We start from the raw sequence: 24,481 nt of genomic DNA, 5'->3' as shown, positions 1-24,481 counted from the left end.
TCAATGCCGGAAGCACAGTATTCAAACCGCAAACCGTCGTGGGGATCGCGCAGTGACCGACAAAACCTCTCTCAGCTATAAAGACGCAGGTGTCGATATCGATGCTGGCAATGCATTGGTAGACCGCATCAAAGGTGTAGTAAAACAGACCCGCCGCCCGGAAGTGATGGGTGGTCTGGGCGGTTTTGGCGCCCTGTGTGCGTTGCCGCAGAAATACCGCGAGCCGATACTGGTTTCCGGTACCGACGGCGTAGGCACCAAGCTGCGTCTGGCGATGGACCTGAAACGACACGACACCATCGGCATCGATTTGGTCGCAATGTGTGTGAACGACCTGGTGGTTCAGGGCGCTGAGCCGCTGTTCTTCCTGGATTACTTTGCCACCGGCAAACTGGACGTGGACACCGCGGCCAGCGTGATCACCGGTATCGCCGAAGGCTGTAAGCAGTCTGGCTGTGCTCTGGTGGGCGGTGAAACCGCTGAAATGCCGGGCATGTACCACGGCGAAGACTACGACGTGGCCGGCTTTTGCGTCGGCGTGGTCGAAAAGTCCGAGATTATCGACGGCAGCAAGGTGCAGTCCGGCGACGCACTGATCGCCCTGGGCGCTTCCGGCCCGCACTCCAACGGCTACTCGCTGGTACGCAAAATTCTGGAAGTCAGCAACACCGACCCGACCACTACCGTTTTGGAAGGCAGACCGCTGGCGGACCACCTGCTGGCGCCGACCAAGATTTACGTGAAATCGGTGCTGGAGCTGATCGAGAAAATCGACGTGCACGCTATCGCCCACCTGACCGGTGGCGGCTTCTGGGAAAACATCCCGCGCGTGCTGCCGGAAGGCATGCAGGCCGTGATCGAAGAATCCAGCTGGCAATGGCCTGCCGTCTTCAACTGGCTGCAGCAAAACGGCAACGTCAGCCGTCACGAAATGTACCGCACCTTTAACTGTGGCGTGGGCATGGTGATCGCGCTGCCGGAAGAAGCCGTGGAATCCGCCATCGCATTGTTGACCGCAGCCGGTGAAAAAGCGTGGAAGATCGGTAAACTGACCGCTTCTTCTGACGAACAACAAGTGGTCATCAACGGATGAAAAAGATCGTGGTGTTGGTCTCCGGCCAGGGGAGTAATCTCCAGGCGCTGATTGACGCCTGCCAGCAGGGCAGAATTGCCGGCGAGATTGTGGCGGTGTTCAGCAACAGGGCGCAGGCTTACGGTTTGCAACGTGCAGAAGCGGCAGGTATTGCCGCTCATGCACTGGACGCCAAGGCCTTTGCCGACCGGGCCGCGTTTGACGTCGCCCTGGCGGATGCCATCGACCAATACCAACCGGACCTGGTGGTGCTGGCCGGTTACATGCGCATTCTCAGCCCGCAGTTCGTGCAGCGCTATGCCGGACGCATGCTGAATATCCACCCTTCCCTGCTGCCCAAATACCCAGGGCTGCATACTCACCGTCAGGCCATCGACAACGGCGACAGCGAACACGGCACTTCGGTGCACTTCGTGACCGAACAGCTCGACGGCGGCCCGGTGATCCTGCAGGCCAAGGTGCCAATCTTCCCCGGTGACGAGGAAGACGAGGTGGTTGAACGGGTACAGGCTCAGGAACATACCCTTTACCCGCTGGTGGTGAACTGGTTTGTCGAAGGCCGCCTGGCGATGCGCGATAACGCCGCCTGGCTGGATGGCGAGCGCCTGCCCGAACAAGGGCATGCGGCAGACTAAAAAGCCAATCTTAACCCCTTCTAAACGGTGCCGCTCACGGCGCCGTTTTTTTTCGCCGCAACCCATCGCCGACGTTATACTTGCCCACAGTAGCAACCGCCCCTATCTATAACGACATTGAGGAACCCCCATGTCCAGCACTACCAACGTCAGGCTACGCCCACTGGAACGGGATGATTTGACGTTTGTCCATCAGATGGACAACAACGCCAGCGTGATGCGCTACTGGTTTGAAGAACCCTATGAAGCCTTCGTAGAACTTTCCGATCTCTACGACAAACATATCCACGACCAGAGCGAACGCCGCTTTATCATCGAACACCAAGGTGCCAAGGTCGGGCTGGTGGAACTGGTGGAGATCGACCATATCCACCGCCGCGCGGAATTTCAGATCATCATCGACCCGACGCATCAGGGCAAAGGCTACGCCACTATCGCCGCCAAGCTGGCGATGGACTACGGTTTCTCGGTACTGAACCTGTACAAGCTGTACCTGATCGTCGATAAAGAAAACCCGAAGGCAATCCACATCTACAGCAAATTGGGCTTTGAAGTCGAAGGCGAGCTGATTGACGAATTCTTCGTTAACGGTGAATACCGTACCGTGCTGCGCATGTGCATCTTCCAGCCGCAGTACATGGCGAAATTCAAAACCGCCGCCAGCGATCAGCCTTTGGTTAAGTGAAAACAAAAACCCGCGAGAGCGGGTTTTTACTATCATGATATTCGGGCTTATCCCAACGGCAGGAAAAGACAGCTGCGGCATCAACCATAGCGTCCGGTAATATAATCCTCGGTGCGGCGTTGGCGCGGTGAAGTAAAGATGTCGTCGGTGTCGTTGTATTCCACCAATCGGCCCTGGTGAATAAACGCCGTGTAATCCGAGACGCGTGCCGCCTGCTGCATGTTGTGCGTCACCAGCACCACGCTGTACTGCTGCTTCAGCGCGGAAATCAGCTCTTCAATGGTCAATGTGGAGATCGGATCCAACGCCGAGGTCGGCTCATCCAGCAGCAGCACTTCCGGCTCGATGGCTATCGCCCGTGCAATCACCAACCTTTGCTGCTGGCCGCTGGAAAGACGAAACGCGTTCTCGCGCAGCCGGTCTTTGACCTCGTGCCACAGCGCGGCGGCACGCAGCGAACGCTCCACCGCCTCATCAAGGATCCGTCGGTCACGCACGCCCTGCAGACGCAGGCCGTAAACCACGTTTTCATAAATCGATTTCGGGAAAGGGTTCGGCCGTTGGAAAACCATGCCGACCCGCCGTCTTAACGCCGCAACGTCGATTTGCGCGCCGCCAATGCTTTGACCGTTCAGTTGCAAATCGCCTTCAATCCGGCAGTTGTCCACCAAATCATTCATACGGTTGAAACAACGCAGCAGCGTGGATTTGCCGCAGCCGGACGGGCCGATCAGCGCCGTCACCCGGTGCTTGGGAATACGCAGCGAGATATCGTGCAGCACCTGTTTTTCGCCATAAAACAGGTTGAGGTCGTTTACCGCCAGCGCGGTATGTTCATCATCAAGGTGCTGAACATCCAACCGGGGCAAACTGCCTGGCGTCATCAAACTCATTAGGCACTCCCCAGGAATAACATCGTTGTTACTGCGACCATGCTCTGTACCGCTCCCTCAGCGAATGGCGAATGCCCATCGCCGCCAGATTCAAGCCCACGACAATCGCCACCAGCAGGAAGGCGGTGGCGAACACCAGCGGCCGGGCTGCCTCCACGCTCGGGCTCTGGAAGGCCATATCGTAGATCTGGAAGCTCAGGTGCATAAACTTCCGCTCCAGATGCAGATACGGGAAAATATCATCTACCGGCAGCACCGGCACGGATTTCACTACCCCCACCAGCATTAATGGTGCCGTCTCCCCGGCGGCGCGCGCCACCGCCAGGATCAGGCCGGTCATCATCGCCGGCGCCGCCATCGGCAACACAATACGCCACAGCGTTTCCGCCCGGCTGGCGCCCAGCGCCAACGAGCCCTGACGCAACGAAGCAGGAATGCGCGACAGCCCCTCTTCGGTAGCGACAATCACCACCGGCAACGTCAACAGCGCCAGCGTCAAGGCCGCCCATAGCACGCCCGGCGTGCCAAAAGTCGGGTTAGGCAACGACTCCGGGTAGAACAGCTGATCGAGCGTGCCGCCAATCATATAGACGAAGAAGCCAAGGCCAAATACGCCATAGACAATCGACGGTACGCCGGCCAGATTAACCACGGCAATGCGGATCAGCCGCGTCAGCAGATTATTGCCTGCGTATTCATGCAGATAAACGGCGGCAATCACGCCAAACGGCATCACCACGATCGACATCAGGATCACCATCAGCACCGTGCCAAAAATCGCCGGGAATACGCCGCCTTCGGTATTGGCCTCTCGCGGGCTGTCGCTGAGGAATTTCTTCACCTGTTCGGCCCAGTGCACCAGCTTTTGCGTGGTATTCATCGCGTTGGGGTACCAGGCATCGCGCACCTGGCTTAGCGCAATGGTATGGGTCTGGCCATGCATGTCACGCAGCAACAGCGCATCGCGGTGGCGATCGCGGTTCAAACCTTCCAGACGGTCGGAAAGCAGTCGATATTGACGTTGCAGTTCCAGCCGCTCGGCGTTGATTGACGCCTGTGCGCGGGCGTCTAGCTTATCTTCCCGCTGTAAGCTTTTCTCTCGCAGACGCAGCGCATCAAACCGCTGGTTAATGCGCGCCATATCGCGAAACTGAATATCATGGGCCTGACGCGAAAGCGCGGCAATCTGCGGCAAACGTTGCAGCAGCGCCTGGCTAAGATTGCGGCCGGTCAGCGGCTGACCATCCTCCAGCATACCGGCCAGATAACCGTAAGCGGTGCCGTTGTTATTACGTTCCAGCACCAGCAGATCGCGCGGCGTGCTTTGGCGAATAATGTCACCGGCCAGCAGCGTACGGAAGTCTTGTCCTTCGCTCTCGCGGTTGCCCACCTTGATCAGATAGCGCTCAAAACTTTGCGCATTCCCCGGCGGCAGTGCGATACCGGACTCCAGCAGTTGCCGGCGCGGAATGCTTTGCTGCTGATACAGCTCGCCGATCATCATCACCGGCCCTGCGGCACTCTGGTTGAGCTCAAACTGATAGACCGGGCTCGGCCAGAAATAGCGCATCCCCTGTCCGGCCAGCAGCAGCATAATGCCGATCAGCGCCAACAGGCTGACGGCCACCGACCCGGCGGTCAGCCAGATCCACGGCGAACCACTCTTCGCCCAGCGCTTCATGGCGCCTCCTGGTTCAGGGTATAGCGCTCACGCAGCCGCAGTCGGATCGCCTCCGCCAGCGTGTTGAAGACAAAGGTGAAAATAAACAGCACCAGCGCAGTCAGGAACAGCACCCGATAATGGCTGCTGCCGGCGACAGCTTCCGGCATTTCTATGGCGATATTGGCCGCCAGGGCGCGCAGGCCCTGGAACAGGCTGCCGTCGATAACCGGCGTATTTCCGGTCGCCATCAGCACAATCATGGTCTCCCCCACCGCGCGGCCAAAGCCAATCATCAGCGCCGAGAAAATGCCGGCGCTGGCCGAAGGCAGCACCACGCGTATCACGGTTTGCCACTGGGTCGCCCCCAACGCCAGCGACCCTTGGCTCAGGGTTGCCGGTACGCTGAACAACGCGTCTTCCGCCAAAGAGAAAATAATCGGCACTAACGCAAAGCCCATCGCCACGCCAACCACTAGCGCATTGCGCTGGTCATAATCATCGCCCAGCCAGAAATGCAGCGGCTCGCCGAACAGTTTCACTTCCAGCCAGGGCCCCACGCTAAACGCCAGCCAGACGGTCAGTACAATCAGCGGCAACAGGATCAGCAGATCGATGCCCGGCGGCAGGCGCCGCGGGGCAAACCGGTTCATCAGCGCACCGCATGCCAGCACCACCGCCGCCAACAGCAAGGGGAGCGACAACACCGCCAGCAGATAATATTCAATCACCGGCGCCAGCCAGATGCCCGCCACCAGCCCGATTACCACCGTCGGTAAAGCCCCCATCACCTCAATCGCCGGTTTAATCACCCGCCGCAGTCCGGCCGACATGAAATAGGCGGTATAAACTGCCCCGGCCAGCGCCAGCGGAATGGCGAACAGCATGGCATAGGCCGCGGCCTTGAAGGTGCCAAAAATCACCGGCATCAGGCTGAATTTGGCCTGGTAGCTGTCCTCGCCAGAGGTGGATTGCCAGACGTAAGCCGGTTCGGGGTAATTCTCGTACCACACCTTGTGCCAAAGCGAGCGCCAGGTGACGTCGGGATAAGGGTTGTCGATCGCATAATGTTGCCAGCCCTGTGCCGTTTCCAGCAGCAGTCCATCACCGCGTGGAGCGAACGCCATCTGCTGTACCCCGGCGCTCAGCCTGCCGTTCAACAGTGGCTGCGGCTGGATGCTGGAAAACAGCGAGAAACCGCCGTCCGGTCTCAGGGTGGCGAACACCCGGCGATAAGGTTCGGCCACCAGCAAATCCTGCGGCTCGGACTGGTGGTCGAAATGCTGCACCGGCGTCAGTTGCCAGCGCCGATCTTTTTCGACATCAAACCATTCGCGTACGCTGCCGTCAGGCGCTTCGATCAGCAACGCGCTGCCGCCAGGCAACGCCGTCAGCTGATAAGGAGAATGTTCGCCAAGCGTACGCGTTTCTTTTAGCTGCAGCTGCGTGTCGTTAATTTGGTAGCGCGCCAGCCGATTCCCCGCCAGCAGATACAATTGGCGACCGTCGGGCGTCAACACCAACTGCTGCACCGCACTGTCCAGCGTGATCTCACTTAGCTGCGGTGGGTGGTCGCTGCCGAAACGGCCAAACACCAAACGACGATCTTCGGTAACACCGGCCAGAAGGTACTGCCCATGGCGTGCTTCAGCCAACGTCAGCAGCGTTAATGCTCGCCCCTGTTTATCCAACGTCAGCGGTCGTTGCCCAAGCGGAAACAACCACTGCGGTGCCGACGCCCCGGCTGCTGCGAAGTCCGCACTGGCGACGATAAACCGGCCGTCGGCCTGTGCCAAAGCAAACAGATCGCGTTCGCCGGCCGCCTGAGTCAGCAGCGTCGGTTTGGCCAGCAGCGTCTGTTGCGTCAGAGGATGGGCGTTCTGCTGCGTCAGAGGATAGAACTGCCCCTGCCCTTGCGCATCGATGCGGTAACCTATCCGCTGCTGCACATCCATACCCAGCGCCAGCGCAGGTGCAGAGGCACTGATCGTCAGCGGTTTCGCCTGCCCCATTGCCGCCGGTTTAAACAGCGGCAACACCGCAAACAGCAGGTAAACGAAGATCAGCATCAGCGTCATCAACACCAGCAGCCCGCTGACGGTAACCGCCGCCTGAACGCTACGGTCGATGCGCGCGCGCAGGCGATCCCGGGGATGTTGGTTTACCGTAGTTTGTGCCATGTCTCTCGCTGTCGCTGATGTAAGCAGGCTTGCGCCATAGAATAACCGGGCATCTTATGTCAGTTTTGTGACGTTTGCATGACAAAGTTGCCTGCCGCCAATATCGAATTTAACGCTATTCATTAGCATTCTTAACCCTATATATTGCTGAAAAATGATGGTTAAGCCGATCATCTGTAGAGATATTTAGCATTATTGTCTTCATTTTATATTGCTCCGATATGTTCAACGCCCCGGACGCCGCAGAGAATATTTTTACGCCTTAAAATGCCTCGCCCCAAGGTAATGGATATGTTGGACTTTCCTGTCAATCTCTCGCAATAATGATGAAGGACACTAGAGCGGCATCCGGGCGCTGCGTCCCGGATCCTTTTCTAAAATTGAACTGGAGTGGCAATGGGTCAGGAAAAGCTCTACATCGAAAAAGAACTAAGCTGGTTATCCTTTAATGAACGCGTGTTGCAGGAAGCCGCAGATAAGAGCAATCCCCTGATTGAGCGCATGCGTTTTCTGGGCATTTATTCCAATAACCTTGACGAGTTCTATAAGGTCCGCTTTGCCGATCTCAAACGACGCATTCTGATCAGCGAAGAACAGGGCTCTGGCGGCGCTTCACGCCATCTGCTGAAAAAGATCCAGGCCAAGGTATTAAAAACCGATCAAGAATTCGACAGCCTGTATAACGATTTGCTGCTGGAAATGGCACGCAACCAGATCTTCCTGATCAACGAACGCCAGGTGTCGGAAAACCAGCAAATCTGGCTGCGGCAATACTTTAAACAGCATCTGCGCCAGCACATCACGCCGATCCTGATCAACAATGAAACCAACCTGGTGCAGTTCCTGAAAGACGATTACACCTATCTGGCGGTGGAGATTATCCGCGGCACGCGTATCGATTACGCGCTGCTGGAGATCCCCTCCGACAAGGTACCGCGCTTCGTCAACCTGCCGCCGGAAGCCCCTCGTCGCCGCAAGCCGATGATCCTGCTGGATAACATTCTTCGCTACTGCCTGGACGACATCTTCAAGGGCTTCTTCGATTACGACGCGCTCAACGCCTATTCGATGAAAATGACCCGCGATGCGGAATACGATCTGGTTACCGAGATGGAATCCAGCCTGCTGGAACTGATGTCTTCCAGCCTGAAGCAGCGCCTGACTGCAGAGCCGGTGCGCTTTGTTTATCAGCGTGACATGCCCAATGAAATGGTGGAACTGCTGCGCGGCAAGCTCGGTATTTCCAACTATGATTCGGTCATTGCCGGCGGCCGTTACCATAACTTCAAAGACTTCATCGGTTTTCCGAACGTCGGCAAGGCCAACCTGGTCAACAAACCGCTGCCGCGCCTGCGCCATACCTGGTTCGAAAAATTCCGCAACGGGTTTGACGCCATTCGCGAGCACGACGTGCTGCTTTACTACCCTTACCACACCTTTGAACACGTGCTGGAGCTGGTGCGCCAGGCGTCGTTCGACCCCAGCGTGCTGGCGATCAAAATCAATATTTACCGCGTGGCAAAAGACTCGCGCATCATCGAATCGATGATCCACGCCGCCCATAACGGCAAAAAAGTCACGGTGGTGGTGGAACTGCAGGCGCGCTTTGATGAAGAGGCCAATATCCACTGGGCCAAGCGCCTGACGGAAGCCGGGGTGCACGTTATTTTCTCCGCGCCTGGCTTGAAAATTCACGCCAAACTGTTCCTGATCTCACGCCGTGAAGGCGACGAGATTGTGCGCTATGCTCATATCGGCACCGGTAACTTTAACGAGAAAACCGCGCGCATTTACACCGACTATTCATTGCTGACCGCCGATTCGCGCATCACCAACGAAGTACGCCGGGTGTTCAACTTTATCGAAAACCCGTACCGGCCGGTCACCTTCGACAACCTGATGGTGTCGCCGCAGAACTCGCGTCTGAAACTGTATGAGTTGATCGACAACGAAATTGCCAACGCCGAAGCCGGACTTCCGGCCGGCATTATGCTGAAAATCAACAATCTGGTGGATAAAGGGCTGGTAGATCGGTTATATACCGCCTCCGGCGCCGGCGTAAAAATCCGCCTGTTGGTGCGCGGGATGTGTTCTTTGATTCCCAACCTGCCGGGGATCAGTGACAATATTCAGATAATCAGCATCGTCGACCGCTATCTGGAACACGATCGGGTTTACGTTTTCGAAAACAAAGGTGACAAACTGGTTTATCTGTCCTCTGCCGACTGGATGACCCGTAACATAGATTACCGCATCGAAGTCGCGGTCTCGCTGCTGGATCCAACGCTGAAACAACGGGTTCTGGATATTCTGGAAATCCTGTTCAGCGACACGGTCAAGGCGCGTTACCTCGATAAAGAACTGAGCAACCAGTACGTGCCGCGCGGCAACCGCCGCAAAGTCCGTTCTCAGGTTGCCATTTACGAGTATTTAAAAGCTCTGGAACAACCAGGACAGTAGGCCAGCAACTATGCCGCTAAAAAGCACTGCAACGAACAAACCGCAGGAAATCGCTGCCATCGACCTCGGGTCGAACAGCTTCCACATGGTGATTGCCCGCGTCGTCAATGGCGCCTTACAGGTATTGGGGCGTTTAAAACAGCGGGTCCACCTCGCCGATGGATTGGACAGCAACAATGTGCTCAGTGAAGAGGCAATAGAACGCGGCCTGGCCTGCCTGGCGCTTTTCGCCGAACGGCTGCAAGGCTTCCCGGCGGATAACGTCACCATCGTCGGTACCCACACCTTGCGCCAGGCGGTGAACGCCGAGGTATTCCTCAAGCGCGCAGCCAAAGTGATCCCCTACCCGATCGAAATCATCGCCGGGCAGGAAGAGGCGCGCCTGATCTTTATGGGTGTGGAACATACCCAACCGGAAAAAGGTCGCAAGCTGGTGATCGACATCGGCGGCGGTTCTACCGAACTGGTGATCGGCGAAGATTTTGAACCCCTGCTGGCGGAAAGCCGCCGCATGGGCTGCGTCAGCTTCGCCCAACAATTCTTCCCGGGTGGGGAAATCAGCAAAAACAACTTCAAACGCGCACGCCTGGCGGCGGCACAGAAGCTGGAAACGCTGGCCTGGCAGTACCGCATTCAGGGCTGGCAATATGCTCTGGGCGCGTCGGGCACCATCAAGGCCGCGCACGAAGTGCTGGTGGCAATGGGCGAAAAAGATGGCCTGATCACCCTCGAGCGGCTGGAAATGATGGCGGAACAGGTGCTGCAGTTTAAAAATTTCAGCGCAATGAGCCTGCCGGGGCTGTCGGAAGACCGCCAGTCGGTGTTTGTGCCGGGGTTGGCAATCCTCTGCGGCGTGTTCGATGCGTTGGCGATCCGCGACCTGCGCCTTTCCGACGGTGCGCTGCGCGAAGGCGTGCTGTATGAGATGGAGGGCCGTTTCCGTCATCAGGACATTCGCAGCCGCACCGCCAAGAGCCTGGCCGATCACTACAATATCGACCGCGAGCAGGCCAAACGGGTGCTGGATACCACTGAGCTATTGTATGCGCAGTGGATGGCGCAAAATACCAAGCTGGCGAACCCGCAGTTGGAAGCCTTGCTGAAATGGGCAGCGATGTTGCACGAAGTGGGGTTGAGCATCAACCACAGCGGCATGCATCGCCACTCGGCCTACATTCTGCAAAACACCAACCTGCCGGGCTTCAACCAGGAGCAGCAGTTGCTGCTGTCAGCGCTGGTACGCTTCCATCGCAAGGGTATCAAGCTGGAAGAATTGCCGCGCCTGAACCTGTTCAAGAAAAAGCATTACCTGCCGCTGATCCAACTGTTGCGTCTGAGTACCCTGCTCAACAACCAGCGCCAGTCGACCACCACGCCGGAAACGCTGCGCCTGAGCACCGACGATAACCACTGGACGCTGCGCTTCCCGGCCGGTTATCTGGCGCTGAACAACCTGGTGCAACTGGATCTCGAACGTGAACAAGCCTATTGGAACGACGTTGTGGGCTGGAAACTGATTTGCGAAGAGGAAGGTTCTCAAGACGAGCAGCGCTCGGCCTGAGTCTGTCGCCCCCGTACTGCGGGGGCGACAATCAATTCTGTTCTGATAGCAACGTCACCAAGGGTTGCGGTTCGCCGACGAAATACCCCTGCATATAGTCTACGCCCACCCCTTTCAACGCGACCAACTGCTCCAGGCTTTCTACGTATTCCGCCACAATGGTCAAGCGCTTCATTCGCGCGACTTTACAGATAGAGGCAATCACCTGGAAATCCACCGCGCTGGTCAGCATGTCACGTACAAAGCTGCCATCGATTTTCAGCATATCAACCGGCAACATCTTGAGCCGATCGTAACCGGCATAACCGGTGCCGAAATCATCCAGAGCAATGCGGCAGCCCATTTCACGCAGCGCCTGCAGGTTGGCGCCGGCGTAATCCGTATTCTGCAGCAAATGCGACTCGGTCACCTCCAACGTCAGTTGATACGGTTCGATGCGATACTGCTGCAACAGGTTGTCTACATCCTGGCTCAGCATCGGTCGGCACAGCGAAGAGGGCGTCAAATTCACCGCAAAGCGTGCACTGGGCAGATCGATACGGTGCTGGTCCATAAACTTCAACGTATTGCGCAGCACCCACAAATCCAGCCGATAAGCCAGGCCAAACTCATGCGCCACCGGCAGAAAATCATTCGGCGATACTGTGTTCCCCTGATCGTCGAGCATACGCAGCAGAATCTCATAATAACGATCACCGCGCAGGCCCACTATCGGCTGCGCCATCAAGATAAAGCCGTCGTTATCCAGCGAACGTTGTACCCCATGCAAGAGCGCCACCTTGCGTTTGACTTCATCCTGCACCAAATTGCCGCTGCTCTGCACATTCTCCGGCTTACCGCTGGTCAGCGACACTTCCGCCAACGCGCTAAGCTCCCCCAGCAACTGGTAGAGGTGTTCAAAATCGGGCAGCACGCTGCAATACCCTAACCCCAGCGGGGGGTGCAGCGGCAAACCGTTCCAGATCAGGCGGAATTTTTCCAACGCGCGGTAAATCGCTTCGACCTTTTCTTCGCTATTGTCCGCATCCACTCGCAGCAACAAGTCATAGCCCGGCAGATGATAAACCCCTTCACCGGGGGCCAATACCTGATGCAGCAGCGCCGCCAGTTGCTGTTTGAAACGAATACGAAGCTGCATGCCATAGTTACGGCTCAGCAAATCCAGTTCGCTGACGCGCAGGAAACACAGGGTTGAAGGCGGAGACTGAGCCAGATCACGCTTGAGGGCACGCAGGTTCGGCAGGCCAATTACCGGATCTTGTAGCGAGGCGCTTTGTGCCCTGGCATGGCTTAACCGTTGGTGAGTATTGAGCGCCGACATCAGGAAAATGCACAGGGTGAACACCACCATCATCGAAGAGATGACCGCCAGGTTATGCAACAGGTTGTCGGGTTGTGAAGCGCCGGGATAATGAAAAAACAGCACCAACAGAGTGGCAGACCAGATAAGGCAGTTGAATTGATAGCCAAAACGCATCGCACCGTAGAGCATTACCGGCAGCAGTAACACCAATCCGTACCCCCCGAGCAACAGGGGAATGGCCTCTTTAGCGTGATGGGACAGCACCGCCACCATCCCCACCAGCACCAACAGCCACAGCGACAGCTCTTTTTTATCGACGTTTGGCGCCATTTCACGACCAAAGCGTCGCCAGAGCGTCAGGGCAAAACGGGGTTTATTCAAGATGCGCAACAAGATGTAGAGCAAGGGCATGGCGGAGAGACAGCCCAGCAACAGCGCTTGAAAATTAACCAGTGCCATCAGGTAGCTGTTATCGCCGGGCATCATCCCGAGTTCGTCGGGCAACCGGGCAAAGGCGACCAGCAGTTTCAGGCCGAAGACAAACAGCAATGCCGGTAGCACCACCAGCCAGATTAGCCGCTCCTTCACCAGCGCCGCGCCACCTGGGGCCGCACACCAACGGCGTTGCGTTTGCCTGCGATACCCCAGCCAACACAGGCTCAGGCAAGACAGGTACAGCAGCGTCACCAGCAAGCCACTTTCCAGCCCCAGCCGGTGGGCGTAACGCAGCATGATCGCGAGGGCAATACCCGGCAGCGCCCGCCAGTCGTAGACCATCAACAGCGCAATACAGGCGGTGAGCGGTAGATAGAGCAGATAGACTTTGCCTTCAGGCAGCATTATCCGCGGCGATAGCCAACCTGCGAACGGGATCAATAACAGGCTCCAGAGGAGGGGGCACCCCCACCAGCGCTCGCGTAAATGCTTCCAGAATATTGGCTTGATCATAAAAATAACGAGTCCGTCAGGGCGTAATTCCATTCACGCGTTCGGGTAACAAGGCAGGTTCCTTTTCGTACCTCTATCCATTCATGAGGCAAGCTGAAAGTATCATATGCGACAGGAGAATGGCGGAAATTTTAGGCGCCGGGCGGGGGTGAGGCTTGACTCCGATCAACCAAAGAGGAAAAGTTGGGTAAAAATGTGTAAGCCTATTTTTTGCCTCATCTTAAGCTGCTGATCCGACAGATAAAGCCAAACTTAAGCTAAACAGCGGCGAGATACCGGGTTTTGCTGCCCGGAAATATATACTCTAAATAATTGGAGTTGCATCGAGGCGGCAACGCAGCGAATCCCCAGAAGCTTACACTAGTAAGTGACTGGGGTGAGTGAGGAAAGCCAACAAAGATGCAGCTTCAAGTATGACGGGTATAGACAATATTTGTCATCAATGGCTAGAATTCCGTTTACACTCTATGGGCCTGCATCAGCGTTCAATATCTCTATAAATTTCAAGTGGCCGCAGCACGGCCAGCGTGAAAGATGGCGGGCATAACACAGGAAACCGGCATGCCGGGTGATATATGCGTAGAAAATCCACCGGACAGATGACCAAAATAGTGCTGTTTGTCAGCTTTATCATTTTAGTCGGCCGTCTGCTGTATGCCGCGGTCGTCGCGGTGCCCCACCATCAGGAAAAAAAACTCGCCCCTCAGCAAAGCACCACTGAGATGAGCGACGAAAACCGGGACACCACTCCCTGAACTCACAGATTCAAGTTATCCCGCAGGGCTTGCGAATAGTTAAGCAGCCTGCCGTCGGCCAGTATCTCGGCGCGCCAGACCCCTTACTTATTCCTCAGCAACTGCTCCCATTTCATAAAAATGACGCCTGCATTCACTATGCTCTATCTAGTCCAGAGTGGGTCTTAAGGATCACTGAGTGCCAGTAAGGAAGACCATGTCAGCTGCAACACATAACGTTAAAAAAGTCGCTGAGTACCGCCAGCGCATTCTTTCTCTGCTGTTAAACAACAAAGATCTGGTCGATGGCATTCTCGGCCGGCCAGGGGATGAGAACGCCCTCAGCAAAAGCGAGCTGCTAAACCAGACTGCAGAAATCACCGGCCTGCTGGACGACATGCACGCCGCTGACCTCGCGGACCTGCTGGAAGCGCTGCCCCAAGACGAGCGACTGGCACTGTGGCGGCTGGTGGGGAACGCCAAACGCGGTCAAACGCTGGTGGAAGTTGCCGAGCCCGTGTGGGACAGCCTGATCGAAGAGATGAGCGACAAGGACCTGCTCAAAGCGATCAAGACGCTGGACGTCGATGAACAGGCCTATTTGGCACAATACCTGCCGCGTAACCTGATGGGACGCCTGTTGACCTCCATGGAGCCGGATCAACGCGCACAGGTGCGCGAGATGATCCACTACGGCAAGGACACCGTCGGCTGGATGATGGATTTTGAACTGGTCACGGTACGCCCCGACGTCACTATCGGTGCCGTACATCGCTTCTTGCGCCTGCGCAAAACCATCCCGGAAGCCACCGACAAGCTCTTCGTCACCGATCGTAAAAATACTCTGCTGGGCGAACTGCCGCTCACCGCCGTGCTGCTTAATGACCCGGAAACCCTGGTCCAGACGGTGATGGACAGCGACCCTACCAGCTTCCAGCCGGATGACAAGGCCGAAGCGGCAGCCAGCGCATTCGAACGTTATGACCTGATCAGCGCCCCGGTGGTCGACGCCAAGGGCAAGCTGATGGGCCGTTTGACCATCGAAGAAATCGTCGATGTGGTCAATGAAGAAAGCGACAGTAACCTGCGCCGCATGGGGGGCTTAAGCCCGGAAGAAGATGTGTTTGCCCCGGTCAGCAAGGCGGTGAAAACCCGTTGGGCATGGCTGGCCATCAACCTGTGTACCGCGTTTATCGCCTCGCGCGTCATCGGCCTGTTCGAACACACCATTTCACAACTGGTGGCACTGGCGGCGTTAATGCCGATCGTCGCGGGTATCGGCGGCAATACCGGTAATCAGACCATCACCATGATCGTACGCGCGCTGGCACTGCACCAAATTGAGGTCGGCAACATTTCCCGCCTGATGTTCAGAGAACTGGGGGTGGCCATTATCAACGGCGTGGTCTGGGGCGGCATCATGGGAGTCGTGACCTGGCTGCTGTACGGCGACTGGGCGATGGGCGGCGTCATGACGCTGGCGATGATCCTCAACCTGCTGGTAGCCGCGCTGATGGGGGTGGTGATCCCGATGACCATGCTCAAACTGGGACGCGATCCGGCGGTAGGTTCCAGCGTATTGATCACCGCTCTGACCGATACCGGCGGCTTCTTTATCTTCCTCGGGCTGGCCACCTTGTTCCTGCTTTAAACCTCCAGAAGGCCGGCCCCGCGCCGGCTTTTGCGTTTGCTCACTAAAGCTGTCTGATTCAGTGGGTTTTATTGCCGCGCTGTACTACCCTTTGCCAATAAACTTTCCATCTCATTCGCGTCATGACCTCGTTCAGTGACAGATGCCAGAGTTAAGGGTTGTCTATGGATATCAGCGCACCGAATCATCTCATCACGCGTCAGGGCGCCTTGTTGACGCACAGCCTGCTGGCGGCGGTGGCGGTATTTTTACTGGCATTGCTGTGCCTGACGCTGTCGAACGAATCCAGCCACTTTACCCCGCTGTGGTTCCCCACTGCCGCCATTATTGCCGTACTGTTCCGCCACTCGCCACGCCAATGGGGGTTACCGCTACTGACATGCGGGGTTGGCATCGTGGCCGCCAGCTTCACGCTGTTCGGCTTTAGCTGGTTCCCGGTAAAACTGACACTGATCAACCTGCTGGAAGCCGTGGTTTGCACCCTGCTGTTGCGCCGCATGCTGCTGCAGGACGATCCGCTGAACAGCCTGGCCAGTTGGCTTAAATTTGTCGTCTGCGCGGTGATATTCACCCCGTTGTTCAGCGCCCTGCTGGCCGCCTGGTGGGTTCCCGCCCCGGGTCACCCTTTCTGGCACCCCTTCAGTACCTGGTTTATTTCAGAAGCTATTGGCGTCCTGTCGCTGACGCCCATCGGGCTGGTCTATCGCCGCCGCATGCTGGATACGCTGAATCTGTACACTCTGCTGCTGACGTTGATAGTCGCGCTGACCTTCAGCTATCTGGCGCTGAGCTACCTGCCCTTTCCGTTCACCTTCGTCATTCTGCCGCTGCTGTGGGCGGCAATCGCGCTGCCGCGGCTCGAGGCTTTCGTCATCTGCTTTTGCACCACGCTGATGATCACCGTGATGATTTCCATCGGGTTGCTGCATTTTCATGCGCCCACCGGTCCGTTCAGCGATATCGAGATTTACCTGCCGATCCTGTTGATTTTGATCCCGGCGCACTCGATGGCCATGGTGATGCACGCCTTCCGGGTGGAGAAACAGCATATCGTCGAGAGTGAAACTCGCTTTCGTAATGCGTTGGAATATTCGGCCATCGGCATGGCGCTGGTGTCGCCGCAGGGGAAATGGCTGCAGGTCAATCAGGCGTTGTGCAAACTGCTCGACTATACCCCGGAGGCTCTGCGGCGCCTGACTTTCCAGGAAATCACCCACCCGGACGATCTGAACGCCGACCTGACGCAGCTGCACGATCTGCTCGATGGACATATCAGCAGTTACACCCTGGAGAAACGCTATATTCGCAGCGACGGCGAGCACGTCTGGGCGCTACTGGCCGTATCGCTGGTGCGCGATGCCGAAGGGCTGCCGCTGTATTTTATTTCGCAGGTAGAAGACATCAGCGAATTGAAACGCACGGCCGCAGAGAACCATCGACTGATGGAGCGCATTACGCTGGCGAATAAAGTGGGCGGCATCGGCGTTTGGGAATGGATGATGCACGGCGAAGAGCTTACCTGGGACAAGCGTATGTTTGAACTTTACGACCTCAGCCCGGACCAGACGCCAACGTTTTCGCTATGGCGGACGCTGCTGGTACCGGAAGATCGTGAACGCACCGACCGTGAGATGGCCACATTGTTGAAGCGGCCGGGCCCCTTTGTTCTGGAGTTCCGACTGCTCACCCGCGAGGGAAAAGTGCGGCATATCCGCGGCCAGGGTAACGTTATTTTAGACGCTCAGGGTCTGCCGCTGCGCATGATCGGCACCAATATCGACATGACGGAGGTCCGTAATCTGACCGAAGCGCTGCACGAAGAAAAAGAGCGTCTGCACATTACGCTCGATGCGATCGGCGAAGCGGTGATATCCACCGACGACGAAATGCACATTACCTTTATGAACCCGGTGGCCGAACAAATGTGCGGCTGGCCGCTCAGTCTGGCGATCGACATGCCCGTCGCCGGCGTGGTTCGAATGACCAACGGCAAAGACGGCGAAGAGGTAGAAAACCCGATCCAGTGCTGCCTGCAGGAAAACCGGCAGCTGTCCGCAGACTATGCCCTGGTGCTGCATGGTCGCGACGGTCGCTGTTTTGACATCCAGCAGTCGGTATCACCATTGAAAACGATCGACGGCAACGTCATGGGCGCGGTGATGGTACTGCAGGATGTCACGGCCTCGCGCGAACTGATGCAGAAGTTGAGTTACAGCGCGTCCCACGATGCCCTGACCACGCTGCCCAATCGCACCAGTTTTGAAAAGCGCCTGAAGGCCGCTATTGCCAACGCCACTGAAAAACGACTGCAGCACGCGCTGGTGTTCCTCGATCTCGACCGTTTCAAGGCGGTCAATGACAATGCCGGCCACGCCGCGGGCGACGCGCTGTTGAAAGATCTTTCCCTGTTGATGCGGCACCATCTGCGTAACAGCGACTGTCTGGCCCGGCTTGGCGGCGATGAGTTCGGGCTGATCCTGTTCGACTGCACGCGGGAACAGGCCCAGTCGCTGATACAGCAATTGGTTAATCACATCAGCCAGCACCCGTTCTTTTGGGAAGGGAAGATTTACCACGTCGGCGCCAGTGCAGGCGTAACCCGTATTGATGCCGATGCCGGCAAGAGCAGCGAGCTGCTGGCGCAGGCGGATATTGCCTGTTATACCGCCAAGCATCGCGGACGTGGCCAGGTTTATCTCTATGAGGCGCGTCAAAAAATGATCCTGGAACGTCAGCATGAACTGCTGACGCGCCAGGAAGTGACGGACATCATCAACGATGGGCAATTGTTGCTGCATGTCAGGGCGGTCGCACCGCCAAAAACGCCGCTGGCGGTCTGTTTCTATCAGTTGAAACTGCAGGTGAGGGATCAGGACGGTCAGGCGCTGGCGAGCGACGATTTTATCTCCGCTGCCCGGCTATACGATCTGACGCAAGAGGTTGACCGCTGGATCATCGGGCAGATTTTGACGCAGCGCGCCCCTGATATTGCCCGCAAGGGGTTGTCCATCGCGCTGCCGCTGACAACCGACAGCCTGCTGGACGCCAGCTTCCAGGACGATCTGCTGGCAGCGCTGGACGCCTCCCCCTTGCAACCAGGGGCATTGCTGCTGGCGGTCGATGATGCGGTGGTGCTGGAGCACGCCGGCATTTGCAGGCCGTTCCTCCAGCAGTTGCAGCAACGGGGCTGCAAGCTGATCGTTAACGGTTTTGGGCACAGCCTCAACGCCTTTGACGAGTTGCATGGCCAAAAGATTGACTATATCCGCGTCGACGAACGCTTCATCACCAACGTGCACTGCAACCAGATGGACGAACTGATGGTGTCGATGCTCAATGGGGCGACGCATCGGGTGCACGCCCAAACGCTGGCCGGCCCGGCACACCAGCAGATAACGCTGAACACCCTGCAGGCGATTGGCATCGATCTGTCGGAGGGCGACGCCATCGCACTGGAACAATCGCTGACGGAACTGCTCAGCGGCGGTTACTTTGGTATCCGCTAGTCGCCATTCCCAGCAATATCCCCCTGCCTTTCGAGCGGCGGCCTCGCCGCCGCATCTCATCCATTCTGCTTTTTTTGCTTAGCCCGCCTGAGGTTAGTGGTATAACTAACAGGTCAAAGTTAATCGCTTGCATAACACCTCGATACGGAAATCAGCATGCGAATTAATTTTTTCCTCTCTCAATACACCTAATTGTTCAGGGATGAATGGCTATGAAAAAAGAGTGGTTTGCCGCCAGAGAGCTGACCGGCATTGCAGGACTGCCCTCCTCGCCACAGGGCATCAATTTAATGGCCCGCCGCGAAGGCTGGATCAGTCGCCGGCGCAAAGGCGTGCAGGGCAAAGCGGTGGAATACCACATCAACAGCCTGCCGATCGGAGCGCGCAGCTTACTGATACTGCAAGAAGATCCTGCTGAATATCAGGTTGAACGCCAGGATCCGCTGGCGGTGTGGATTGAGTATTACCATCATCTGAGTGAAAGCGAGCGCGAGAAGGTACTGGCCTTCCTGATGCGCGAAGGAATAGACGGCCTGCTGACGCGCATTGCTGCCAAAGACTAGTCCGTAGCCGCTACCCGACAGCCTCCGTTGACGGCGCCCAGCCATCGTTATGCCACAGATGCAGCGTGGCGTAGGAACGCCAGGGTCGCCAGCTTTCAGCATAGCGCTCAATCTGGCGTGGCGTCATGCCGGGAAAACGCTGTTTGATCAGATAATCCCCCGCCAGGAACACGTCCGGCCACGACCAGGCTCGCATGGCGATGTAGCTGGCGGTCCAACTGCCAATCCCCGGCAGCGCAGTCAGCGCCTTGATCCCCTGCTCAATATCCAGCACGTTCTCCAATTGCAACCGCCCTTCGGTAACCGCCTGCGCAATACCGATTAACGCCGCCGCTCGTTTCAGTTGCACGCCCAAGGGGCGCAGCGCCTCAGGCTGTAATCGCGCAATCTGTTCGGCAGTGGGAAAAACGTGGGTAATGCCACCGTAGGGCTGTTCCAGCGGGGTGCCCCAAAGTTCAGCCATCCGTCCGGCAAAGGTCGCCGCCATTTTGACGCTGACCAACTGCCCAAGCACCGCGCGGGTCGCCTGTTCGAATGCGTTGACGCAGCCAGGCAGCCGCAGGCCCGGCGCATCGGCAGCCAACGGCCCCAACGCCTGAGCGATAAGGTCCGGCGCGGCGTCGAGATCAAACAGTTGGCGAGTGCGGCGCAGCACTTCCGTCGTCACCCGGCTCAGGGAAGGTGCAATTTCCACCCGTACCCGATTATGCGCCTCTTCCGGTTGCACGCTGACCCAGCCACGATATTCGATGCCGCCCTGAGTGATGGCTATCGCCCGCAGGTACTGTTGCCCCTCCACCCGCTCCACACCGCTCACCGCACGGGTTTGCAAAAAACCCAGCATGCGCGACCAGTCATAGGGCGGTCGATAGCCCAGATGAAACACCAGCCCGCTTGCGACGGTACGTTCGTTACGGCCGCTGCTGCTGCGCAGTGCCGAGGGGATCAGCCGGTAGCGCGCCTTGAACAGTTCGTTAAAACGCCGCAGGCTGCCGAAACCGGCGGCAAAGGCCACCTCACTCAACGGCATATCGGTATCCGCCAGCAGGCGTTTGGCCTGCAACAGCCGGTGCGACTGGGCATAATCAATCGGCGAGGCGCCAAACTGATCGGCAAAAATACGCCGCAGGTGGCGATCGGAAATGCCTAGCCGCGTTGCCAGTTGCTCGCAGCTGTGCTCCGACAGATACCCCTGCTCAATCAACTGCACCGCCACCTGAGCATAGCGATTGCCGAGATCGATCAATGCCAACCCCGGCGCCAATTCCGGCCGACACTTCAGGCAGGGGCGAAACCCCGCCAGTTCCGCCGCCGCCGCGCTCGGGTAAAAGGTGCAGTTTTCAATTTTTGGCGTACGGGCGCTGCAAACCGGGCGACAATAAATACCGGTCGACGAAACGCCGACGAAGAAGCGACCGTCAAATTTGCGATCGCGTGCACTCAGTGCTTCATACAACGCCTGCTGTTGGTTTTTCATAGCCACGCTCGGGGTCAGTTTTTTGTGCATTATGCGACTCGATGGGTGCGCTGACGTGCGGGATTCGGACATTAAGTTAAGCATGCTAGCGCCGTCGCCGCTAAATTTTTCGTCAGTTAAGCGCTCTCAGATTGCCCAGGGGCCGAGTCTCGGGTAAAGTCGCCCCCCTTCATTGGCATGGGGATAGAGAAAAGACATGTTTATTGGATTTGACTACGGAACGGCCAACTGTTCCGTCGCAGTGATGCGAGAAAATGGCCCCGAGCTGCTGACGCTGGAAAACAACGAGCCCTATCTGCCGTCGATGCTATGTGCTCCGACGCGCGAAGCCGTCAGCGAGTGTTTGCACCGCCACTGGCAGGTGCCGACCGCCAGCGAGGAAAACCAGCAACTGCTGCGCCGGGCAATCAACTATAACCGCGAAGAAGATATCCCGGTCGCCAGCGACAGCGTGCTGTTTGGCCTGCAGGCGCTGGCGCACTACGTTGAAGATCCGGAAGAAGTGTATTTTGTCCGCTCCCCGAAATCCTTCCTCGGCGCCAACGGCCTGAAACCACAACAGATCGCGCTGTTTGAGGATCTGGTGTGCGCCATGATGTTCCACATCAAACGTCAGGCGGAAAACGTACTACAAGACAGCATCAGCCAGGCGGTGATCGGCCGTCCGATCAACTTCCAGGGCATCGGTGGCGAAGAAGCCAACCGCCAGGCGCAGGGTATTTTGCACCGCGCTGCCGAGCGTGCAGGCTTCAAAGACATTGAATTCCAGTTCGAACCGGTCGCCGCAGGCCTGGATTTCGAAGCGACCCTGGAAGAAGAAAAAACCGTGCTGGTGGTGGATATTGGCGGCGGGACAACCGACTGTTCGGTGCTGTTGATGGGGCCGCAATGGCGTGACCGTGCCGATCGCCAGCAAAGCCTGCTGGGCCACAGCGGTTGCCGCGTTGGCGGTAACGATCTGGACATCATGCTGGCGTTCAAACAGTTGATGCCGCTGTTCGGTATGGGTGGCGAAACTGAAAAAGGCATCGCTTTGCCTGCGTTGCCTTACTGGAACGCGGTAGCCACCAACGACGTTCCGGCCCAGATCGACTTTTACAGCGCTGCCAATGGCCGCATGCTGCGCGATTTGATCCGCGATGCCGCCGAGCCTGAAAAAGTTAAACGCCTGCTGAAAGTGCATCAGCAACGCCTGAGCTACCGTCTGGTGCGCGCCGCGGAGGAGAGTAAAATCGCCCTGTCGGCACAGCAAAACATCAGCGCTCCGCTGGCCTTCGTCCAGACTGATTTGGCAGAAACCATCAGCCAGGATCAGCTTGCCGAGGCCATCTCACAGCCGCTGCTGCGCATTCAGGAACAGGTCAGCGCCGCGCTGGCCAGTAGCCAGACCGCACCGCAGGTGATTTATCTCACCGGCGGCAGCGCACGTTCCCCGCTGTTGCGCGCCGCGCTACAACAGCAGTTGCCGGGCATTCCTATCGTCGGCGGCAACGACTTCGGCTCGGTCACCGCCGGGTTGGCTCGCTGGGCGCAGACGCTGTTCCGTTAAGGGCACCAGGGCGCGGTAGCTCAATGCCGCGCCCCGCCGCCAAGCCATTCGCTGCGAAATCAGGTACTGTATCGGCTGGAACCATAATCATGGCAGGAACAACAATGCTGATCGTTCTTTCCGGGCTGCCAGGCAGTGGTAAAACTACGCTCGCACGGGCGCTGGCTCGCGCATTACCGGCAATGCATCTGCGCATCGATACCCTTGAACAAGCTATCCGTAACAGTGGCTCCCTGGCCGATGACGTCGGCCCCGCCGGGTATTTTGCCGCTTATGGCGTTGCCGAAGATAACCTGCGTCTGGGCCACTGGGTGATTGCCGACTCGGTCAACCCGTTGCCGGTCACTCGCGAAGCCTGGCATAACGTCGCACAACGGGCTGGTGTAGCCTGCATAGATTTTGAGGTGGTTTGCTCAGACAGTGCCGAGCACCGTCGCAGGGTTGAAACCCGCGACGGGGACGTTGCCGGACTGCGCCTCCCTAACTGGCACAGCGTCACCCGCCACGATTACCTACCCTGGCATACCCCGGTGGCCCGTATTGATACCGCAGGCCAGCCAGTGGAAGCCAGCGTGGCTCAGTTGCTGTCCTTGATTAACGCCGTCGGCAACTGAGCAGGTCACCAGGCGCTGGCGTCGTTCAGGATGCGGATATCCTCGGCATCCAGCCGCAGCCGGGTAGCGCTGATCAGCTCATCCAACTGCTTTAGCGACGTGGCGCTGACGATCGGCGCGGTGATGTCCGGCCGCGCTATCAGCCAGGCCAGTGAAACCTGCGTTGGCGAGGTGTGGTGTTTTTCCGCAACCCGATCCAGCGCAGCCAAAATCTTGAAACCGCGTGGATTAAGGTAGCGCTCAACGATGGTGTCACCACGTTGGCTCTTGCCGATATCTTTTTCACTGCGGTATTTGCCGGTCAGGAAACCGCTGGCCAGCGAGAAGAAGTTAATCACGCCCAATCCATGGCGCTGCACCACCGGCGCCAGGCTGCGTTCATACTCCTCACGCGCATAAAGATTGTACTCCGGTTGCAGGGTCTCATAGCGCGCCAACCCATTCTCTTCACTGACTTTCAATGCCTCCTCCAGACGATCGGCCTGATAGTTGGAAGCGCCTATCGCCCGCACCTTACCGGCCTTGATCAAGTCGTCGAACGCCGCCAGGGTTTCCGCCAACGGCGTGTCCCGGTCGTCGTCATGCGATTGATAAAGGTCGATATAATCGGTCTGCAAACGCCGCAGTGAATCCTCTACCGCCTGCTGGATATAGCGTGGTGACAGCCCCTGCTTACCCTCGCCCATCGGCTTGCCGACTTTGGTAGCGATGATCACCTGGTCACGCTTGCCGCTCTTTTTTAGCCACTGGCCGATGGTGGTTTCCGATTCACCGCCCTGATTGCCCGGCACCCAGCTCGAGTACACGTCGGCGGTATCGATAAAGTTGAGCTGATTTTCCACCAGCGCATCCAACAGGCTGAATGAAGTTTCGCGATCCGCCGTCCAGCCAAACACGTTACCGCCGAAGGTCAATGCCGGCACTTTGATGCCCGAACGGCCCAGTTCTTTATGACTCATTGCATGCTCC

At 57.5% G+C, this 24,481-nt stretch carries 17 protein-coding genes; 11 read left to right on the top strand and 6 right to left on the bottom strand.

Annotated features, from left to right (window positions below):
- The first annotated feature begins 52 nt into the window (after positions 1-52).
- From purM to speG, 3 genes are all read left to right on the top strand, one after another.
- Positions 53-1,093, top strand: a complete 1,041-nt coding sequence (gene purM / locus ACMGG1_RS05375; RefSeq protein ID WP_414161203.1) for a phosphoribosylformylglycinamidine cyclo-ligase — start codon at positions 53-55, stop codon at positions 1,091-1,093.
- Complete coding sequence (gene purN, locus ACMGG1_RS05370; RefSeq protein WP_048762761.1) at positions 1,090-1,728, top strand: phosphoribosylglycinamide formyltransferase; 639 nt, start codon at positions 1,090-1,092, stop codon at positions 1,726-1,728. Before purM ends, purN begins: the two co-directional genes overlap by 4 nt.
- A gap of 130 nt (positions 1,729-1,858) precedes the next feature.
- A complete protein-coding gene (gene speG / locus ACMGG1_RS05365) occupies positions 1,859-2,413 on the top strand; it encodes a spermidine N1-acetyltransferase (protein WP_020828075.1) in 555 nt (184 codons plus the stop codon).
- A gap of 80 nt (positions 2,414-2,493) precedes the next feature.
- Here speG and pstB read toward each other — a convergent pair whose 3' ends face one another.
- The 3 genes from pstB to ACMGG1_RS05350 are packed head-to-tail and all read right to left on the bottom strand — an operon-like array spanning position 2,494 to position 7,146.
- On the bottom strand, positions 2,494-3,306 hold the full coding sequence (gene pstB / locus ACMGG1_RS05360) for a phosphate ABC transporter ATP-binding protein PstB (RefSeq protein ID WP_020828076.1): 813 nt from the start codon (positions 3,304-3,306) through the stop codon (positions 2,494-2,496).
- Positions 3,307-3,334: 28 nt separating this feature from the next.
- Positions 3,335-4,987 carry a phosphate ABC transporter permease PstA gene (gene pstA / locus ACMGG1_RS05355; RefSeq protein ID WP_414161202.1) on the bottom strand — a complete coding sequence of 551 codons (1,653 nt, stop codon included), beginning with the start codon at positions 4,985-4,987 and terminating at the stop codon, positions 3,335-3,337.
- On the bottom strand, positions 4,984-7,146 hold the full coding sequence (locus tag ACMGG1_RS05350; RefSeq protein ID WP_262256085.1) for an ABC transporter permease subunit: 2,163 nt from the start codon (positions 7,144-7,146) through the stop codon (positions 4,984-4,986). Before ACMGG1_RS05350 ends, pstA begins: the two co-directional genes overlap by 4 nt.
- A gap of 396 nt (positions 7,147-7,542) precedes the next feature.
- Here ACMGG1_RS05350 and ppk1 point away from each other — a divergent pair, with 396 nt between their 5' ends.
- Both ppk1 and ppx read left to right on the top strand, forming a co-directional pair.
- On the top strand, positions 7,543-9,606 hold the full coding sequence (gene ppk1 / locus ACMGG1_RS05345; protein WP_020828079.1) for a polyphosphate kinase 1: 2,064 nt from the start codon (positions 7,543-7,545) through the stop codon (positions 9,604-9,606).
- Positions 9,607-9,616: 10 nt separating this feature from the next.
- Complete coding sequence (gene ppx / locus ACMGG1_RS05340) at positions 9,617-11,167, top strand: exopolyphosphatase (protein ID WP_020828080.1); 1,551 nt, start codon at positions 9,617-9,619, stop codon at positions 11,165-11,167.
- A 31-nt stretch (positions 11,168-11,198) separates the two neighbouring features.
- Here ppx and ACMGG1_RS05335 read toward each other — a convergent pair whose 3' ends face one another.
- Entirely contained in the window at positions 11,199-13,346 is a 2,148-nt protein-coding gene (locus ACMGG1_RS05335; RefSeq protein ID WP_414161201.1) for an EAL domain-containing protein, read from the bottom strand.
- Positions 13,347-13,993: 647 nt separating this feature from the next.
- On the opposite strand from ACMGG1_RS05335, the gene ACMGG1_RS05330 reads away from it, so the two are divergent.
- From ACMGG1_RS05330 to ACMGG1_RS05315, 4 genes are all read left to right on the top strand, one after another.
- The gene (locus ACMGG1_RS05330; protein ID WP_020828082.1) at positions 13,994-14,173 is read left to right on the top strand and encodes a YfgG family protein; all 180 of its coding nucleotides are present in this window, start codon (positions 13,994-13,996) and stop codon (positions 14,171-14,173) included.
- Between the two features lie 196 nt (positions 14,174-14,369).
- The gene (gene mgtE, locus ACMGG1_RS05325; RefSeq protein WP_020828083.1) at positions 14,370-15,803 is read left to right on the top strand and encodes a magnesium transporter; all 1,434 of its coding nucleotides are present in this window, start codon (positions 14,370-14,372) and stop codon (positions 15,801-15,803) included.
- Positions 15,804-15,967: 164 nt separating this feature from the next.
- On the top strand, positions 15,968-19,309 hold the full coding sequence (locus ACMGG1_RS05320; protein WP_414161200.1) for a diguanylate cyclase: 3,342 nt from the start codon (positions 15,968-15,970) through the stop codon (positions 19,307-19,309).
- Between the two features lie 212 nt (positions 19,310-19,521).
- On the top strand, positions 19,522-19,872 hold the full coding sequence (locus ACMGG1_RS05315; protein ID WP_115058292.1) for a DNA-binding protein: 351 nt from the start codon (positions 19,522-19,524) through the stop codon (positions 19,870-19,872).
- A 10-nt stretch (positions 19,873-19,882) separates the two neighbouring features.
- Here the strand turns inward: ACMGG1_RS05315 and alkA are convergent, their stop codons facing one another.
- Positions 19,883-21,379 carry a DNA-3-methyladenine glycosylase 2 gene (gene alkA / locus ACMGG1_RS05310; protein ID WP_048762753.1) on the bottom strand — a complete coding sequence of 499 codons (1,497 nt, stop codon included), beginning with the start codon at positions 21,377-21,379 and terminating at the stop codon, positions 19,883-19,885.
- A gap of 166 nt (positions 21,380-21,545) precedes the next feature.
- Here alkA and yegD point away from each other — a divergent pair, with 166 nt between their 5' ends.
- Together yegD and ACMGG1_RS05300 are read left to right on the top strand one after the other, a co-directional pair.
- The gene (gene yegD, locus ACMGG1_RS05305; RefSeq protein ID WP_020828087.1) at positions 21,546-22,898 is read left to right on the top strand and encodes a molecular chaperone; all 1,353 of its coding nucleotides are present in this window, start codon (positions 21,546-21,548) and stop codon (positions 22,896-22,898) included.
- Positions 22,899-22,987: 89 nt separating this feature from the next.
- A complete protein-coding gene (locus ACMGG1_RS05300; RefSeq protein ID WP_115058291.1) occupies positions 22,988-23,512 on the top strand; it encodes an AAA family ATPase in 525 nt (174 codons plus the stop codon).
- A 5-nt stretch (positions 23,513-23,517) separates the two neighbouring features.
- Here ACMGG1_RS05300 and ACMGG1_RS05295 read toward each other — a convergent pair whose 3' ends face one another.
- Entirely contained in the window at positions 23,518-24,471 is a 954-nt protein-coding gene (locus ACMGG1_RS05295; protein ID WP_128865061.1) for an aldo/keto reductase, read from the bottom strand.
- Between the last annotated feature and the right edge of the window lie 10 nt (positions 24,472-24,481).

Source organism: Serratia sp. BNK-12, assembly GCF_047456085.1.
Classification (GTDB): domain Bacteria; phylum Pseudomonadota; class Gammaproteobacteria; order Enterobacterales; family Enterobacteriaceae; genus Serratia; species Serratia liquefaciens.
Note: the sequence above shows the minus strand (reverse complement) of the source record. Positions and strands in the feature narration are given on the sequence as shown.

Excerpts from the sequence above, each read along its gene's own strand:
- pstB (WP_020828076.1), bottom strand. The coding sequence starts at position 3,306 with ATGAGTTTGATGACGCCAGGCAGTTTGCCCCGGTTGGATGTTCAGCAC.
- ACMGG1_RS05295 (WP_128865061.1), bottom strand. The coding sequence starts at position 24,471 with ATGAGTCATAAAGAACTGGGCCGTTCGGGCATCAAAGTGCCGGCATTG.
- pstA (WP_414161202.1), bottom strand. The coding sequence starts at position 4,987 with ATGAAGCGCTGGGCGAAGAGTGGTTCGCCGTGGATCTGGCTGACCGCC.
- ACMGG1_RS05315 (WP_115058292.1), top strand. The coding sequence starts at position 19,522 with ATGAAAAAAGAGTGGTTTGCCGCCAGAGAGCTGACCGGCATTGCAGGA.
- mgtE (WP_020828083.1), top strand. The coding sequence starts at position 14,370 with ATGTCAGCTGCAACACATAACGTTAAAAAAGTCGCTGAGTACCGCCAG.
- ppx (WP_020828080.1), top strand. The coding sequence starts at position 9,617 with ATGCCGCTAAAAAGCACTGCAACGAACAAACCGCAGGAAATCGCTGCC.
- purN (WP_048762761.1), top strand. The coding sequence starts at position 1,090 with ATGAAAAAGATCGTGGTGTTGGTCTCCGGCCAGGGGAGTAATCTCCAG.
- yegD (WP_020828087.1), top strand. The coding sequence starts at position 21,546 with ATGTTTATTGGATTTGACTACGGAACGGCCAACTGTTCCGTCGCAGTG.
- ACMGG1_RS05320 (WP_414161200.1), top strand. The coding sequence starts at position 15,968 with ATGGATATCAGCGCACCGAATCATCTCATCACGCGTCAGGGCGCCTTG.
- speG (WP_020828075.1), top strand. The coding sequence starts at position 1,859 with ATGTCCAGCACTACCAACGTCAGGCTACGCCCACTGGAACGGGATGAT.
- ACMGG1_RS05300 (WP_115058291.1), top strand. The coding sequence starts at position 22,988 with ATGGCAGGAACAACAATGCTGATCGTTCTTTCCGGGCTGCCAGGCAGT.
- ppk1 (WP_020828079.1), top strand. The coding sequence starts at position 7,543 with ATGGGTCAGGAAAAGCTCTACATCGAAAAAGAACTAAGCTGGTTATCC.
- alkA (WP_048762753.1), bottom strand. The coding sequence starts at position 21,379 with ATGCACAAAAAACTGACCCCGAGCGTGGCTATGAAAAACCAACAGCAG.
- ACMGG1_RS05330 (WP_020828082.1), top strand. The coding sequence starts at position 13,994 with ATGCGTAGAAAATCCACCGGACAGATGACCAAAATAGTGCTGTTTGTC.
- ACMGG1_RS05350 (WP_262256085.1), bottom strand. The coding sequence starts at position 7,146 with ATGGCACAAACTACGGTAAACCAACATCCCCGGGATCGCCTGCGCGCG.